Here is a 16,989-nt window from a genome sequence, read left to right on the forward strand (position 1 = left end):
ATTAGACTTACAGATGGAAGAGACCAGATGGAAAGAGAAAATAAAACCACTTGATGAAAATGCAATGGAAGAGGCGCGGGCGCACTGGATGACGGTAGGGAAGCCGCTGTTTAGTCTGGGAAGTCTGGAGGATGCGGTGATCCAGATTGCCGGGATTAAGGGGACTTCAGATTTTGAACTGCGAAAGCGCGGGCTGATCATTATGTGCGCGGACAACGGTGTGGTAGAAGAAGGCGTGACACAGACCGGACAGGAAGTAACGGCAATCGTGGCGGATAACTTTACAAGAGGAGAGACAAGCGTCTGCATCATTGCAGAAGAGGCAAAGGTAGATCTTTTCCCGGTGGATGTAGGAATGGCAACAGATGTGCCGTCTGTGACAAAGAAAGAATACAAAGTGATGTATGGCACACACAATTTTGCAAAAGAAGCGGCGATGACAAGAGAAGAGGCAGTTGCGGCGATAGAAGTTGGGATTCAGATGGTAAAGAAGTGTGCCGAAGCGGGATACGAAATTCTTGCGACAGGTGAAATGGGAATTGGAAATACAACGACCAGCAGTGCGGTTGCCTCTGTATTGCTCGGAGAGGATCCGAAGGTCATGACAGGAAAGGGGGCAGGTCTGACGAAAAAAGGTCTGCAAAAGAAGGTACAGGTCATCCGGGAAGCGGTTGAGCGGATGCAGCCGGATAAAACAGATGCGATCGATGTACTTTCTAAGGTTGGAGGACTTGACATAGCAGGACTTGCAGGTGTATATCTCGGTGGGGCGATCTACCGAATTCCGGTGCTGATAGATGGCTTTATTTCTGCAGTGGCTGCACTTGTGGCAGTACGGCTGGTTCCGGAATGTGCAGGATATATTTTACCATCCCATTTGTCTGATGAACCTGCGTCAAGAAAGATTTTAGATGCTTTAGAAAAAAAACCATTTCTTACATGTGGCATGTGTCTGGGGGAAGGAACAGGAGCAGTGGCAGCGATGCCGCTTCTTGAGATGGGACTTCAGGTGTACCGTAAAATGGGAACTTTTGATGATATTCACGTAGAGCAGTATGAAGTACTGGATGGGAAGGACGAAAGATGAAATTTTTAGAACCGATGATCGTTGCGTTTTCTATGTATTCAAAAATACCGATGCCGCGCATTGAGTGGAACAAGGAAAATATGAAATATACGATGTGTTTCTTTCCGCTGATCGGTGTTGTGACCGGAGTACTCATTTATCTGGCAGGAATGTTTCTTGATGGAAATATTTTTCCGAAAGTAAACAGTGGAAGACTGATGTTTGCTGCGGTTATGACATTGATACCGGTTTTTGTAAGTGGAGGGATCCATCTGGATGGATTTATGGATACGATGGATGCACTTGGATCCTGGGGAGATAAAGAAAAGAAACTGGAAATCCTGAAAGATTCGCATAACGGTGCTTTTGCGGTCATCGGAATCTGCTGTTATTTTACCGTAAGCCTTGGCGTATGGAGTGAAATCCGGACGGAGATGCTTCCGGTAGTAGCAGCAGGATATGTAATTTCAAGAGCGCTCAGTGGGATTGCTGTAGTGACATTTCCGGCAGCAAGAGGAAGCGGTCTTGTAAAGACTTTCCAGGATGGAGCACAGAAAAAGGCAGTAAGGATCACAATGATTGTATACCTGATCCTGGCGGCAGTATATTTGTATTTCTGTTCGCCGGTTGGTATGGTGGTACTTCTTATAATTGCAGGAGTAGTATTTGGATATTATTACCGGATGAGCAGGAAACAGTTTGGAGGTGTTACCGGGGATCTGGCGGGATACTTTCTGCAGATTTGTGAGCTGGCATTATTAGTTGGGGGATTGATTGTGCAGGGAATCAAATGAAAAGCAGGGAATCAAATGAAAAGCAGAGAAAGGAAGAGGAGATGTATAGAAGATGGAAATCGAGCTGATTCGGCATTTTGCGACGGAAGGGAATTTGGAGAAGCGGTATATTGGGGTGACAGATGAAGAAATAAAGGCAGAGTTCGTTCTGGAGCATACTCTGAAAAAAGAAGAAAATGGACGTGAGGAGTGGAAGCCGGAGCTTGTGATTGTCAGTCCGCTCAGGAGGTGCAGGCAGACGGCAGAGATTCTTTTTCCGGGAGCAGAGCAGGTTGTCTGTGAGCAGATGCGGGAATGTGATTTTGGCCTTTTTGAGGGGAAGAATTATCAGGAGCTGACTGGGAATCCAAAGTATCAGAGCTGGATTGATTCTGGAGGTACAAAGGCATTTCCGGGAGGAGAAGATCCGATGGAGTTCCGGAAACGGTGTGTCTGCGGATTTGAACAGATGATGGAAAAGATGATAAAGGGAAAAAGAAAGAAGATTGCCTTTGTGGTTCATGGGGGGACGATCATGTCGGTGATGGAAGCATTTGATCCGGAAAAGAAAGAATTTTATCACTGGCAGGTGAAAAACGGAAAAGGTTTTCATTTTCAAATTGAGGAAGAAAAATGGCAGCAGGGAAAGAGACAGTTTGAGGAGATTGAGGAAATATGAGTTCTTTGATGGCATGTATAGCAGGAATGGCGCTGGATGCGATTTTCGGGGATCCGGTATGGCTTTACCACCCGGTACGGATCATTGGAAACTGGATTTCGATACTGGAAAAGTGGCTGCGCGGATTTTGTAAAAATGATGAGAAAAAAGAAAGAATCGCAGGATGTGTTTTATGGTTTGGTGTGGTGATCGCATCGGTCGGAATTCCGTGGGGACTTTTGTATCTTGTCGGAAAGGTCAGCTTCTGGCTTCAATTTGCACTGGAAACTTTCTGGTGTTATCAGCTTCTTGCCGGAAAATGCCTGAAAGATGAAAGCAGGAAGGTTTATGTACGGCTCGTAAACCACAATCTGGAGGGGGCAAGACATGCGGTATCGATGATCGTGGGGAGAGATACCGGAAATCTTTCTGAGGCCGGAGTGACAAAGGCAGCGGTAGAAACGGTAGCCGAAAATACATCGGACGGAGTGATCGCACCGCTCATTTTTATGCTGATCGGTGGGGCACCACTTGGATTTTTTTATAAGGCTGTTAATACAATGGATTCTATGGTAGGATATAAGAATGAAAAGTATTTACATTTTGGTCGGTTTGCGGCTAAAATGGATGATGTATGGAATTATATTCCGTCCAGGATATCAGCACTTCTGATGATCGCAAGTGCATGGATTTTCCGGATGGATTATAAAAGGGCGTGGGCAGTCTGGAAAAGAGACAGGCGAAAGCATGCCAGCCCGAATTCCGCGCAGACAGAAGCGGTATGTGCAGGTGCACTTCAGGTGCAGCTTGCGGGAGATGCCTATTATTTTGGAAAATTATATCCGAAAGAGACAATCGGAGATGATGTGCGTCCTATCGAGCCGGAAGATATTTTAAGAGCCGGTAATCTAATGGACGGAACAGCACTTCTGACACTTCTTGTCTTTGGATTACTGAAATATTGTATGATACTGATGTAAGGGGAATAAAAGGTTATGGAATATGTACATGGTGGAGATATTTATACACACAAAGGAATGACAGATTTTTCTGTGAATCTGAATCCGTTCGGACCTGGAAGAGCTGTAGTGGAAGCGGCAAGAAAGTCAATAGACCAGATTGGAAATTATCCGGATGCCAGCTGCAGGAAACTGAAAAGTGCTCTGGCGAAAAGACTGGAAGTTCCGGCTGAGCATATTATCTGTGGAAATGGAGCGGCAGATCTGATTTTTACGGCAGTACTTGCGGACTGCCCAAGGAAAGCGCTGATACCGGTTCCTGCATTTGCGGAATATGAACAGGCACTGCGTGCGACCGGGTGCGAGATCTGTTATTATAAGAAAAGAGAAGCGACTGGTTTTCAACTGGAAGAAGATTTTCTGGATCTTCTGAATGAAGATATTGATATGGTATTTTTGTGTTCACCGGATAATCCGACCGGAAAGCTGATCGACCGGAGTATGCTTTGGAAGATTCTTGCAAGATGCGAGACTTACGGAATCCGGATGGTGTTGGATGAATGTTTTATTGATTTCGCGGAAAATGCAGCTACGGCATCCATTCTTGCAGATACTAAGAGATGGAGAACGTTATTTATCCTCCGTTCACTGACTAAGATGCACGCGATTCCGGGAATCCGTATCGGGTATGCCGTTACTTCGGATATGGAATTTCTGGAGAAGATGGAACAGTCCAGACAGCCATGGAGCGTATCGATACCGGCACAGGCGGCAGGCATGGCATCTTTAAAAGAGCGGATGCGTGTGAAACGGACCTGTGATTTTACGAACCGTGAAAGAATCTGGATGGAAAATGAATTAGACAAGCTTGGAATTACCCATTATCCGTCAGATGCCAATTTCATTCTGATGCGAAGCGGTATAAATTTATATGAGAAACTGAAAAAACAGAAGATCCTGGTCCGGGATTGCAGCAATTACAAAGGTCTCGGAGAAGGATATTATCGTGTTTGTATGCGGCAGAGAGGAGACAACCAGAAACTGATCGATGCGCTGGGAGAAATTCTCTATGCAGGTCAGGGAGAATTTTAATATGGCAAAGTCGATTATGATTCAGGGAACCATGTCAAATGTCGGAAAGAGCCTTCTTGCGGGAGGGCTCTGTCGTGTTTTAAAGGAAGATGGAATCAAGGTTGCACCATTTAAGTCACAGAACATGGCACTCAATTCTTTTATCACGGCAGATGGTCTGGAAATGGGACGCGCACAGGTCATGCAGGCAGAAGCTGCTATGATCCGGCCGGAAGTTTATATGAACCCGATTCTTTTAAAACCGACCTCCGATATAGGAAGTCAGGTAATTGTAAACGGAGAAGTTGCGGGAGTCATGCCGGCGATGGAATATTTCCGTAAAAAGAAAGAATATATTCCGGCTATTTTAGAAGCTTATCATAAACTGGAAGAAAAGTATGATGTGATCGTCATTGAAGGCGCGGGAAGTCCGGCAGAAATAAACCTTAAGCAGAATGATATTGTCAACATGGGACTTGCTGAGCTGGTGGATGCACCGGTTCTTCTTGCCGGAGACATTGACCGTGGTGGTGTGTTTGCGCAGATCGTCGGGACGGTTATGCTGTTGGAAGAAAAAGAGCGGGCAAGGATCAAAGGTACGGTGATCAATAAGTTCCGCGGGGATGTGAAAATTCTGGAGCCAGGTATCAGGATGCTGGAGGAGCGGACAAAGATACCGGTATGTGGCGTGATGCCATATATTTATGCGGATATTGATGATGAGGATAGTCTGTCAGAAAGGTTTGAGCGGAAAGAAAAGGCGGCACTTCTGGATATTGCAGTGATCCGTCTGCCGCGTATTTCCAATTTCACAGATTTTGCGGTACTGGAATGCAGGGAAGAAGTTTCGCTTCGGTATGTGTCAAAGGCAGGAGATTTCGGGAATCCAGATCTGGTAATTCTGCCGGGAAGTAAAAATACGATGGAAGACCTGTTGTGGCTTCGTCAGAGCGGACTGGAAGGGAAAGTGCTGCGCCATGCCTCATCAGGGAAACCGGTATTTGGTATCTGTGGCGGTTACCAGATGCTTGGAGAAGAGATCCTTGATCCGGAAGGGGTAGAACGTGGTGGAACCATAAAAGCAATGGGACTGCTTCCTACAGTTACTGTATTTGAAAATACCAAGAGAAGAACCCGTGTTACCGGAAGGTTCGGAGAAGTTAACGGAATCTTAAAAGCAATGTCCGGTGCAAAGCTGGATGGATATGAGATCCATATGGGGGAAACTATTTTTTCTGATAAAGATGCTGCAGATCATAAGATGATGGTACAGATCTGTGATCAGGTGACAGGTGAGAGCCGGTGGGACGGAGCGCAGAAGAAGAATGTGTACGGCTGCTATGTACATGGGATTTTTGATGACCGGGAAGTAGCGGATGCACTGATCGGGGCACTTCTGGAAGAAAAAGGATACGGCGAGGAAGCCATGCACTCCATGGACTACCATGCTTACAAAGAGAAGCAGTATCAGATTCTTGCAAATGCAGTTCGTGAGAATATGGATATGAAGAAAATATATGAGATTATCGAGAAGGGAAATGCAGCAGAATGTTTCATCTGATCACAGGTGGCAGTGGAAGTGGTAAATCCGAATATGCAGAGCAGAAGCTTATGGAATATGCCAGCCATTCAAAAAGAAACAAAAAACGCTACTATATAGCAACTATGATACCTTTCGGGAAGGAAACGGAAGAGAAAATTGCACGTCACAGAAAACTTCGTGCGGGCAAAGGGTTTGAAACAATCGAATGCTATACGGATCTTAAAAAAGCTGCAGAAATCCTGCAGACAAAAGAGACAGGAAGTGTTCTCCTGGAATGTATGTCCAATCTTGTGGCAAATGAAATGTACGATCCGTCAGGAGCAGGTGAAAATGCAGAAGAGTCCATTCTGGCGGGGATCCATAAGCTGCAGAAGGTCAGTGATGATCTGGTAGTTGTTACAAATGAAGTATTTTCAGACAGCATGACAGATAATCCGGAGATGGAAGAATATCTGAAGCTTCTCGGAAAGCTAAATCTTCGGATGGGAGAGAGGGCAGATCTGGTGACAGAAGTTGTGTACGGAATTCCGGTTGAAAGGAAAGATATAAAAAAATGAAAATGATAATCGGCGGTGCATATCAGGGGAAGCTTGCGTATGCAAAAAAGCAGAACCCATACATTCATTGGACGGATGGGGAACTATGTGAAGGAGATAATATTTTTGAGGCAGAAGGAGTCTTTCATTTTGAAAAATATATCCAGAGCATGATAAAAAAAGAAAACTGGTCGGAAAAAGAAGCAATTGATTTCGCATCGAAACTAACAAAAAAGTGTCCGGATATTGTAATTGTGACACAGGAGATCGGCTATGGTCTGGTTCCGATAGACGCATTTGATCGCAGATACAGGGAACTGACCGGAAGGATCTGTACCGTACTTGCGGCAAATTCAGATCAGGTAGACCGGGTAGTATGCGGGATCGGTGTGACGATCAAAGGAGGAAATATCAAGTGAAGATAGAACTGGAAAATGTAAAACCTGCAGAAATAGAAAAACGCAGTTTTGAGATCATAACAGAAGAACTGGGTGATACGCATCTGATCCCCGGAACAGAACCGATCGTCAAACGCTGTATCCATACAAGCGCAGATTTTGATTATGCCAAGAACCTGATGTTTTCAGAAGGTGCAGTAGAAAAAGCGCTGGATGCTATCCGAAATGGTGCAGTCATTGTAACCGATACCCAGATGGGAAAAGCAGGTATCAACAAACGGAAGCTTGCAGAATACGGAAGCGAAGTTCTTTGCTTTATGTCCGATGAAGATGTAGCAGAAACTGCCAAAAAGAACGGAACCACGCGTGCCGTTGCAAGCATGGAAAAAGCAGCCACCCTCGATAAAAAAATCATCTTTGCCATCGGAAATGCCCCGACAGCCCTTGTAAGACTCTATGAACTGATCCAGGATGGCAAATTAACCCCAGAACTCATCATCGGAGTTCCTGTAGGATTTGTAAATGTTGTCCAGTCTAAAGAGTTAATCCTTTCACTGAAAGACACACCATATATCGTGGCAAGAGGCAGAAAAGGTGGCAGCAATATTGCTGCATGTATCTGCAATGCACTATTGTATATGTTGTAGATAGATAAGATGTTGGGGTCAAAAGGTATTTTGACCCCTTTGATACCAGATTGCTACGTGCGTTTTGCATCGGTTTTCTGACCTTTTGCCCCTGGTATCTATATAATAAACAACCCTTATTTAATGAGGTTTTTGCATTCTAACTGTCTTTGCGATAATCAAAAAATTAACTATATTGTCAGAAAATAGACACAATTCGGTATTGAATTCTGACCTGTACTCTGCTATTATAATTGTATGCTAGTTGAAGGACAGCAGGAAGGAGAAATTGATTATGGGATTTTTAACAGGAAAGACTGCAATTATCACAGGCGGCGGAAGAGCTGTATTAAGTGATGGAAGCTGCGGATCTATTGGATATGGAATTGCAACAGCTTACGCAAAAGAAGGAGCGAATCTGGTAATTACCGGGCGTAATGTAAAGAAACTCGAAGATGCCAAAGAAGAACTGGAGAGACTCTATGGTATCAAAGTATTACCTGTACAGGCTGATGTCAGCGCGGGGGCTGATAATGAAGCAACAGTACAGAACGTAGTAAAGCAGGCAATTGATACATTCGGAAGAATTGATGTCCTGATCAATAATGCACAGGCATCCGCATCTGGTGTTACGATCGCAGATCATACAACAGACCAGTTCAATCTGGCAATGTATTCCGGCGTATATGCGGTATTCTATTATATGCAGGCATGTTATCCGTATCTGAAAGAGACAAAGGGATCTGTTATCAACTTTGCTTCAGGTGCCGGACTTTTCGGAAATTACGGACAGTGCGCATATGCAGCGGCAAAAGAAGGAATCCGTGGACTTTCCAGAGTAGCTGCAACAGAGTGGGGACCAGATGGAATCAATGTCAATATCGTATGCCCGCTCGCATGGACAGCACAGCTTGAGAATTTCCAGAAAGCTTATCCGGAAGCATTCAAGGCAAATGTAAAGATGCCGCCGGCTGGACATTACGGAGATGTAGAAAAAGAAATCGGACGTGCATGCGTACAGCTTGCATCACCGGATTTCAAATATATGAACGGAGAGACGATCACCTTAGAAGGTGGAATGGGACAGAGACCTTAAGAAAAATCCATAAAAGCCAAAGAGAGTGCCTGTGCGTTTTTTGAATCGTACAGTCGCTCTCTTTTTATTTCATAGGAAATTCCGAAGAAACTTCCTATGAAATAAAAGGCACTGTGTGCCGGAGATGCGCACTCGCACGAAGATGAAGAATGTCGCAAGCGACTGCGCTCGGCGCGAGAATGTGCCAAGGCACATTCTTTTTAGCTTCTCCGTCTTGACATCTTTAAAAACGTCATTCAAAATAAGAACGGAAAGAGAATTTAAATCATTTAATCGAGGCTAAAAAGATATGAAAGCAGTTATTTTTGATATGGACGGTGTTCTGATCAACACAGAACCATTACACTATCGTTGCTGGAAAGAAATTTTAAAAGAGAAGAACGGAATCGATCTTGACTATGAGGTTTACCTTCCGTGTATCGGTTCTACCCGTGGATTCTTCATGGATTTGATCAATGAGAATTATGGGCCGGTTTTTGATGATGTGGATAAGATGAATGCGCTCATGAAAGAGAAAAAAGCGCAGATTACAGAGGCAGAAGGATTTCCGGAGATGCCGGGAATCAAAGAAGCATTGAAGCAGTTAAAAGACGAAGGATATCTGCTTGCAGTAGCGTCTTCCTCTCCGGCTTATGCGATCAAAGATGCATTAAAGTCTCTGGATATGGAGAAATATTTTACAGTGGTCATGAGTGGAGATTATGTAGAGCATCCAAAACCGGCACCGGATACTTTCCTTGTAACGGCAGAGAAACTGGGAATGGAGCCGGAGGACTGTCTGGTAGTAGAGGATTCGACTAACGGTGGAGGAGCTGCCAGAGCAGCCGGTATGAAATGTATCTGGTTCCACAACCCGGATTCTGGAAGGCAGGATATCCCGGATGCGGTACTGGAATTTCCGGCATGGACCAGCGAAAATGTAGAAAAAATGCTGAAAATATTAGAAAAAGAGGGAGAGTAAAGATGAGAATAAGAACAGCAGATCTGAGTGATCTGAAAGAAATTGCCCGTGTGGAGGCAGCGTGTTTCCCGGCAGCAGAAGCGGCAACAGAAGAAGAATTTGAAAAGAGACTTACTTTTTATAAAGATCATTTCTGGCTGATGTTTGAAGAAGAGAAGTTGATCGCCTTCGTGGACGGTATGGTGACGAATCAGGAAGATCTGACAGACGAAATGTATGAAAAAGCGGAAATGCATGATGAAAAAGGTGACTGGCAGATGATTTTTGGTGTAAATACGCTGCCGTCTTACCGGAAACATGGATATGCAGGAGAATTGATCAAAAGAGCGATTACAGATGCAAAAGAGCAGGGAAGAAAGGGACTTGTCCTTACCTGCAAGGACCGGCTGATATCTTATTATGCCAGGTTTGGATTCAAAAATGAAGGTGTCTCAGAATCAGTACATGGAAACGTGGTCTGGAATCAGATGAGACTTACATTTGATGAAGGGCTGGGTGAATAATGTGAAAAAAAATAAGTTTGAAATTGATATGTGCAACGGCTCCATCATGGACAAGCTGATCTCTTTTTCACTGCCGCTTATGGTTTCCGGAATTCTGCAGCTTGCGTTTAATGCAGTGGATATCATCGTGGTAGGAAGATTCTCCGGGAGTCAGGCACTTGCCGCAGTCGGCTCCACAACAGCACTGATTAATGTGTTTACGAACCTGTTTATCGGAATTTCACTTGGTGCCAATGTTCTTGCAGCCAGATTTTATGCAGCGGGCAAAGACCGGGAGATGTCGGAAACAGTACATACTTCGATCACACTTGCGCTGATCAGTGGAATTATGATGGCAGTTATCGGGGTGCTTCTTGCAAAGTGGGCACTTGAAATTATGGGAACGCCGGATGATGTGATCGGGCAGTCTGCCTTATATATGCGGATCTATTTTATGGGAATGCCATTTTTTATGTTATATAACTATGGGGCGGCCATTTTAAGGGCGATTGGTGATACAAAAAGGCCATTGATCTTCCTGATCATTTCCGGAATTGCAAATGCCGCGCTGAACATGATACTGGTTATTCTTTTTCATATGGGAGTTGCCGGGGTTGCAATTGGAACAATTATTTCACAGCTGATTTCCTGTGTGCTGGTACTGACCTGTCTGTACCGGTCGGAAGGAAGTTATCAGCTTCGTTTCTCCAAACTGAAGATCAATGGTGCCTACATGGAACAGATTTTCCAGGTGGGAGTTCCGGCGGGAATCCAGAGTACGGTCATCAATTTGTCCAATGCACTGTTGCAGTCCTCGGTTAATTCATTTGGATCGATTGCGATGGCAGGCTATACAGCAGCGAACAATATGCTTGGGTTCCTTTATATGTCAGTGAATTCGATAACTCAGGCATGTATGAGTTTTACCAGTCAGAATTATGGTGTCGGTAAGCTGAAACGAATGGATAAGGTGCTGCGTGACTGTGCGATTCTGTCTATATCGATCGCGGTAGTGCTTGGTGGTCTTGCCTATTGCTTCGGACCGCAGATTCTGACAATTTATACTTCAGATCCAAAGGTTATCAACTGCGGAATGGAAATCCTGGCGTATACATCGATCACTTATTTCCTGTGTGGGATCATGGATTTGTTTCCGGGTGCGCTTCGTGGAATGGGATATTCAGCAGTCCCGATGGTGCTTTCAGTGATCGGAACGGTGGGAACAAGAATTGTGTGGGTATTTGGAATTTTTCCGAACCACAGATCTTTATCCGTACTTTTTGTATCCTATCCGGTGTCATGGATCCTTACCATTGTACTTCAGGTCGTGTGCTTCTATTTTGTGAGAAAAAGGGTACATCAGAAAGAAAAAAGATTGTTATAAACAGAACGAAATTGTGAAAATCGACAGTAGGGCATTGTGAAAAACAGACAGATTTATCTGTCTGTTTTTGTATATATATAATAAATGTGCTTGCAATAGAAAGACACATGTGCTTGTATCTGCTACAAAAACATGAACATGTAAAATGTTTGTGTATCACGGAAAATAGATTGAAAAGAGAAGAAAAATAGGGTATCCTAAGTATAGAAAAACAAAAGTAATAAAAAGTCCGCGTTAAACGGACATATGTGTCATGCGGAGGTAATGAAGATGAATGATAATAAAATGTGGGCGTTAGTAAAGGAAAAACCGGAACAGGGACTCTGGCTGAAAAGAGTACAGATTCCGGAAGTAGGACCAAATGACGTAAAGATCAAGATCCATAAAAATGCAATCTGTGGTACCGATGTACATATTTACCAGTGGAATGAATGGGCACAGCATACTATTCCGATCGGACTGACCGCAGGACATGAATATGTCGGGGAAGTTGTAGAAGTCGGTGCAGGTGTACAGGGATTCAAGGTGGGCGATCTGGTATCCGGTGAAGGACATATCACTTGTGGAAAATGCAGAAACTGTCTAGAAGGGCACAAAGAGAACTGCAAAGATGCCAAAGGCGTTGGGGTAAACCGGAACGGTGCGTTTGCAGAATATCTGGTTATTCCCGCTTCAAATGTATGGCCGTGCAATCCGGCAATTGATGAAGAATTATATGCGATCTTTGATCCATTTGGAAATGCAACCCATACTGCATTATCTTACGACATGCTTGGTGAAGATGTGCTGATCACAGGTGCAGGGCCGATTGGGATCATGGCAGCGGCGATTGCAAAATTTGCAGGAGCAAGACATGTGGTAATCACGGATATGAACCAGTACCGTCTGGATCTGGCAGCAAAAATGGGTGCGACCAGATGCGTTAATCTGACACAGGAAAAACTGATGGATGTGATGCATGAGATCGGAATGACAGAAGGCTTTGATATCGGACTTGAAATGTCCGGAAGCCAGCCGGGACTTTCTGATATGATCCATAACATGAAACATGGTGGAAAGATCGCACTTCTCGGATTGCAGAGACAGGATGCAACCGTAGATCTTGAGACAGTGATCTTCAATGGGCTGAATATCCGCGGAATTTATGGAAGAAAAGTATGGGATACCTGGTACAAGATGTCTACGATGATCCAGGCGGGACTTGATATTTCACCGATCATCACACACCATTTTGATATCCGCGATTATGAAAAAGGATTTGAGGCAATGATCTCAGGACAGTCAGGAAAGGTGATCCTTGACTGGGCACATATTAACGATTAGGAAAAGCAGAAGAAGGAGAGAATAAAATGGCAAGAAAAAATGATATTTTAAGTATTTATACAAAAGAAGTAGAACAGATCAAAGCAGATGGTCTTTTCAAAGGGGAAGCACCGTTCGTATCTCCGCAGGGCGCAAAGGTTGTAATGGAAGACGGAAGAGAGCTTCTTAATATGTGTGCCAATAACTATCTTGGACTTGGGGACAATCAGAGACTGATCGATGCAGCGAAGAGAACTTATGATGAAAAAGGATATGGGGTTGCTTCTGTCAGATTTATCTGCGGAACACAGGACATTCACAAAAAACTGGAAAAGAAGATTTCCGGATTTCTGGGAACAGATGATACGATTTTATATTCTTCTTGCTTTGATGCAAATGGTGGACTGTTTGAAACAATCCTGACTGCGGAGGATGCAGTGATCAGTGATGAACTGAACCATGCTTCCATCATTGACGGAGTTCGTCTCTGTAAGGCAAAAAGATACCGCTACAAAAATAACAACATGGAAGATCTGGAAGCACAGCTTCAGGCTGCAGATGCAGCAGGAGCAAGAGTCAAACTGATCGCTACAGACGGTGTATTTTCAATGGATGGAATCATCTGTAACTTAAAAGGTGTCTGTGATCTTGCTGATAAATACAACGCACTGGTTATGGTGGATGACAGCCATGCAGTTGGATTTGTAGGAGCACACGGCAGAGGAACTTCCGAATACTGTGGCGTAGAAGGAAGAGTGGATATCATTACAGGAACACTCGGAAAAGCACTCGGTGGGGCTTCCGGTGGATATACATCCGGAAGAAAAGAGATCATCGATCTGCTTCGTCAGAGAAGTCGTCCGTACCTGTTCTCCAACTCTCTTGCACCGGCAATCGCAGGAGCAAGTATTGAGATGTTCAATATGCTGGAAGAAAGCACCGAGCTTCGTGACCATCTGGAAGAAGTAACCGCATACTACCGCAAGCAGCTGGTAGAAAATGGATTTGATATCATCGAAGGAACCCATCCATGTGTACCGGTTATGCTTTATGATGAAAGACTTGCCGGAGAATATGCAAAGAAAATGATGGAAAAAGGGGTATATGTGGTTGCATTCTCTTATCCGGTTGTACCGAAAGGAAAAGCAAGAATCCGCACACAGGTATGCGCGAGCCATACAAAAGAAGATATTGATTTCATTATCAAATGTTTTAAAGAGACTAGAGAAGAGATTGGAAAATAAATTGCTACAGGATAGAAAAATGCCGGACAGTACAAAATGTTGCCCGGCATTTTGTGATGATATAACAGAGAAATTTGACTAAAAAATGTTACAGGAAAATTTTCGGAGGCGTTAAATAAAAATAAAAGAATATTTTTGGAATGTAATCATGGTAATTATGTAAACCCTGAAAAAATGGAGAGAAAAGCTTGTGGGAAAGGCAGGAATACTATAAAATAAACAGGGAACAATAAAAAGATGAATGGGGTGTCATCTGACAGAGGAGAGAAAAGATGGAACAAAAAATATACAATGAATATGTGGAAATTTTAAAGGAAGAGTTGCTTCCGGCGATGGGATGTACAGAGCCGATTGCAGTAGCTTACGCGGCAGCAGTTGCAGTTCAGGCTCTTGGGGAAAAGCCGGAATCTGTAGAAGTAAATGTCAGTGCAAATATTATTAAGAATGTAAAAAGTGTCGTTGTACCGTGCACAGGAGGACTTCGCGGAATCGGTGCAGCAGTCTGTGCAGGGATTGTAGCCGGATGTCCGGAAAAAGAACTGGAAATTCTGGAAGAGATCACAGGGGAACAGAAAGTAGAAATGAAAAAGATGCTGGATACCATGCCGATGACAATCCGGGAATCCGATAAAGAATATATTTTCGACATCCAGATCAAGGCATGTGCAGGCGGACACAGCGGATACGTAGAGATCGCAGGTTTTCACACCAATGTGATCTGTGTAAAGAAAGATGATGAGATCATCAGAGAAAAAGCATATGAAGAGCAGGGATCCAGCTGTGCGACGGACCGTTCTCTTCTGACTGTGGAGAAGATCATTGAATTCGCAGACTGCGTAGACGTTGCAGACGTAGAGGAAGTTCTGCAGAGACAGATTGATTATAACTGGGCAATTGCCGAAGAGGGCATGACAGGAAACTGGGGAGCTGCCATTGGAAAGACTTTGATGGAAGCATATGGAAACAGTGTACATAACCGTGCGAAAGCGATGGCAGCGGCCGGATCGGATGCAAGAATGAACGGATGTGAACTTCCGGTTGTCATCAATTCGGGAAGCGGTAACCAGGGAATGACAACTTCTCTTCCGGTGATCGTCTATGCAAAAGAGCTGAATGTCTCAAAAGAGATGATGCTCCGCGCGCTGGTTGTGTCAAATTTGATCACAATCCATATGAAGACAGGAATCGGAAGACTGTCTGCATATTGCGGTGCGATCAGTGCAGGATGTGGTGCAGGTGCCGGAATCTGTTATCTGTATGGCGGACGTGCATATGAGATTTCTCATGTAATTGTAAATGCAGTTGCCATTAACTCAGGTGTTGTGTGTGATGGAGCGAAGGCAAGCTGCGCGGCAAAAATCGCATCAGCTGTAGAAGCAGGGCTTCTGGGACTTCAGATGCAGAAAAATGGAAAGCAGTTCTATGGCGGAGACGGACTTGTAGAAAAAGGTGTAGAAAACACGATCCGTAATATTGGAGAGCTTGCAAAGAAGGGAATGCGTGAGACGGATAAAACGATCATCCAGATCATGACAAGATAAGAAAAAGAGAAAAGAACTGGTAGAAGAGGCACTTGCATTTAACGGACTTAAGAAAAATATGACTAATATTGAAAAAATAAAACATCTGCGGTATGCATATCGCAGATGTTTTATTTTTGACCGTTAGCTATTTATACTTTTTATTTTTGAATATACTTCTTCAACAACAAAAGCGTATTCTTTACCCCATCCATATGGGATCTTTCATAGTTATGTGATGCATACACCCCAGGACCAACCAGACCATGGCGGATATCATATCCTGCCCGAAGAGTTGCCTCTACATCAGAACCGTAATGCGGATACACATCGATCGCATAATCCAATCCTTCTTCTTTTGCAGTTTCGGCAAGAGCGGATGTTACGTCGTAGTTGTAAGGACCGCCGGAATCTTTTGCGCAAATAGATACCATGCGTTCGGTACATCCGAGATCGGATCCGACGCAGCCCATGTCAACAGAAATCATCTCTGTTGTATCTTCGGCAACAAAACTTCCGCCGTGTCCGACTTCTTCATATACAGTGAAAAGAAGAGAAACTTTGCGGGAAAGCGCAATAGATTCATCTTTTACGCATTTTGCCAGACCGAGAAGGATGGAAGCAGAAAGCTTGTCATCTAAGAAACGGCTTTTGATATAACCGCTCGGTGTGATCTGGGTACGCGGGTCCATGGCGATGATATCTCCAGGCTGTACGCCAAGTGAAAGAGTTCCTTCTTTAGTGTCCACATTTTCGTCCAGAAGGATTTCCATATTTTCTTCTTTTGTCTCAACAGCAGAATCTGCAACATGAACAGAAGGTTCAGTATTTAGTACTACACCGGTATAAACGCGTCCGTCGCGTGTGTGGATCGTGCAGTTTTCCCCATCAGCGGTACTCCACTGGTGTCCACCGAGAGTAGTCGGACGCAGTCTTCCATTTGCTTTGACAGAACGCACCATGGCACCGAGGGTATCAACGTGTGCTGCAAGTACCAGCGGATTCCCCTCTCCGCCGATCGTTACGAATACGTTGCCTTTGTTAGAAAGCTGTGGTTCATATCCCATATCTGATAAAGTCTTCATCAGGTATGCAGCCACATCTTTGGTATAACCGGATGGGCTTGGAATAGAAGTTAAAGCTTTCAGTTCGTTTCCGATAAATTCAAGATAATTTTGCATAGAAAATTCCCCCAAAAAATTTATAGTATATATCATAATAGTTTAATGGAAGAGGATGGAAAATGCAATATACATTGAAGGATAATTTAAAAAGGTTATAATAATTGATGAAAAAATAGATTTATGATTTATTAAAAAAGAATTAAATATTGTTTCCGATATATTTGCTGGTGAATTAACCGTATCAGG

The 16,989-nt window shown here is 43.9% G+C and carries 17 protein-coding genes; 16 read left to right on the forward strand and 1 reads right to left on the reverse strand.

What is annotated here, in order from left to right:
• The first annotated feature begins 13 nt into the window (after positions 1–13).
• The 16 genes from cobT to AB5213_RS04280 all read left to right on the forward strand — a co-directional run bounded on the left by cobT (position 14) and on the right by AB5213_RS04280 (position 15,640).
• Positions 14–1,087, forward strand: coding sequence for a nicotinate-nucleotide--dimethylbenzimidazole phosphoribosyltransferase (cobT, locus tag AB5213_RS04205; RefSeq protein ID WP_368276377.1), 1,074 nt, complete (start codon positions 14–16; stop codon positions 1,085–1,087).
• A complete protein-coding gene (locus AB5213_RS04210) occupies positions 1,084–1,860 on the forward strand; it encodes an adenosylcobinamide-GDP ribazoletransferase (RefSeq protein ID WP_022220735.1) in 777 nt (258 codons plus the stop codon). Before cobT ends, AB5213_RS04210 begins: the two co-directional genes overlap by 4 nt.
• A 52-nt stretch (positions 1,861–1,912) precedes the next feature.
• Positions 1,913–2,518, forward strand: coding sequence for a histidine phosphatase family protein (locus AB5213_RS04215; RefSeq protein WP_022220734.1), 606 nt, complete (start codon positions 1,913–1,915; stop codon positions 2,516–2,518).
• Positions 2,515–3,477, forward strand: a complete 963-nt coding sequence (gene cbiB / locus AB5213_RS04220) for an adenosylcobinamide-phosphate synthase CbiB (protein ID WP_008371777.1) — start codon at positions 2,515–2,517, stop codon at positions 3,475–3,477. The genes AB5213_RS04215 and cbiB overlap by 4 nt, the downstream gene beginning before the upstream one ends.
• A gap of 15 nt (positions 3,478–3,492) precedes the next feature.
• Positions 3,493–4,548, forward strand: a complete 1,056-nt coding sequence (locus AB5213_RS04225) for a histidinol-phosphate transaminase (RefSeq protein WP_008371775.1) — start codon at positions 3,493–3,495, stop codon at positions 4,546–4,548.
• Between the two features lies 1 nt (position 4,549).
• On the forward strand, positions 4,550–6,088 hold the full coding sequence (locus AB5213_RS04230; RefSeq protein WP_368276378.1) for a cobyric acid synthase: 1,539 nt from the start codon (positions 4,550–4,552) through the stop codon (positions 6,086–6,088).
• Positions 6,076–6,627, forward strand: a complete 552-nt coding sequence (locus tag AB5213_RS04235; RefSeq protein ID WP_008371769.1) for a bifunctional adenosylcobinamide kinase/adenosylcobinamide-phosphate guanylyltransferase — start codon at positions 6,076–6,078, stop codon at positions 6,625–6,627. Before AB5213_RS04230 ends, AB5213_RS04235 begins: the two co-directional genes overlap by 13 nt.
• Positions 6,624–7,025, forward strand: coding sequence for a bifunctional adenosylcobinamide kinase/adenosylcobinamide-phosphate guanylyltransferase (locus AB5213_RS04240; protein WP_173691984.1), 402 nt, complete (start codon positions 6,624–6,626; stop codon positions 7,023–7,025). The genes AB5213_RS04235 and AB5213_RS04240 overlap by 4 nt, the downstream gene beginning before the upstream one ends.
• Positions 7,022–7,651, forward strand: a complete 630-nt coding sequence (locus AB5213_RS04245) for a precorrin-8X methylmutase (RefSeq protein WP_022220732.1) — start codon at positions 7,022–7,024, stop codon at positions 7,649–7,651. Before AB5213_RS04240 ends, AB5213_RS04245 begins: the two co-directional genes overlap by 4 nt.
• Positions 7,652–7,925: 274 nt before the next feature.
• Entirely contained in the window at positions 7,926–8,726 is an 801-nt protein-coding gene (locus AB5213_RS04250) for an SDR family NAD(P)-dependent oxidoreductase (protein WP_044998928.1), read from the forward strand.
• 289 nt (positions 8,727–9,015) lie between these two features.
• Positions 9,016–9,687 (forward strand): HAD family phosphatase, encoded by a 672-nt coding sequence (locus AB5213_RS04255; RefSeq protein ID WP_055157979.1) that lies wholly within the window; start codon positions 9,016–9,018, stop codon positions 9,685–9,687.
• Between the two features lie 2 nt (positions 9,688–9,689).
• Complete coding sequence (locus tag AB5213_RS04260; protein ID WP_008371757.1) at positions 9,690–10,190, forward strand: GNAT family N-acetyltransferase; 501 nt, start codon at positions 9,690–9,692, stop codon at positions 10,188–10,190.
• Positions 10,171–11,553 carry an MATE family efflux transporter gene (locus AB5213_RS04265; RefSeq protein ID WP_008371755.1) on the forward strand — a complete coding sequence of 461 codons (1,383 nt, stop codon included), beginning with the start codon at positions 10,171–10,173 and terminating at the stop codon, positions 11,551–11,553. The genes AB5213_RS04260 and AB5213_RS04265 overlap by 20 nt, the downstream gene beginning before the upstream one ends.
• Before the next feature lie 270 nt (positions 11,554–11,823).
• Positions 11,824–12,876, forward strand: a complete 1,053-nt coding sequence (gene tdh, locus AB5213_RS04270) for an L-threonine 3-dehydrogenase (RefSeq protein WP_368276379.1) — start codon at positions 11,824–11,826, stop codon at positions 12,874–12,876.
• A 26-nt stretch (positions 12,877–12,902) separates the two neighbouring features.
• Positions 12,903–14,099: a glycine C-acetyltransferase gene (locus AB5213_RS04275; protein ID WP_022220729.1), complete on the forward strand. Its 1,197-nt coding sequence runs from the start codon at positions 12,903–12,905 to the stop codon at positions 14,097–14,099.
• A gap of 272 nt (positions 14,100–14,371) precedes the next feature.
• Positions 14,372–15,640, forward strand: a complete 1,269-nt coding sequence (locus AB5213_RS04280) for a serine dehydratase subunit alpha family protein (protein WP_008371747.1) — start codon at positions 14,372–14,374, stop codon at positions 15,638–15,640.
• Between the two features lie 140 nt (positions 15,641–15,780).
• Here the strand turns inward: AB5213_RS04280 and AB5213_RS04285 are convergent, their stop codons facing one another.
• Positions 15,781–16,800: a M42 family metallopeptidase gene (locus AB5213_RS04285; protein ID WP_022220728.1), complete on the reverse strand. Its 1,020-nt coding sequence runs from the start codon at positions 16,798–16,800 to the stop codon at positions 15,781–15,783.
• Between the last annotated feature and the right edge of the window lie 189 nt (positions 16,801–16,989).

This window comes from Coprococcus sp. RTP21204st1_G4_RTP21204_210225 (assembly GCF_040915385.1).
GTDB classification, from domain to species: domain Bacteria; phylum Bacillota; class Clostridia; order Lachnospirales; family Lachnospiraceae; genus Allocoprococcus; species Allocoprococcus comes.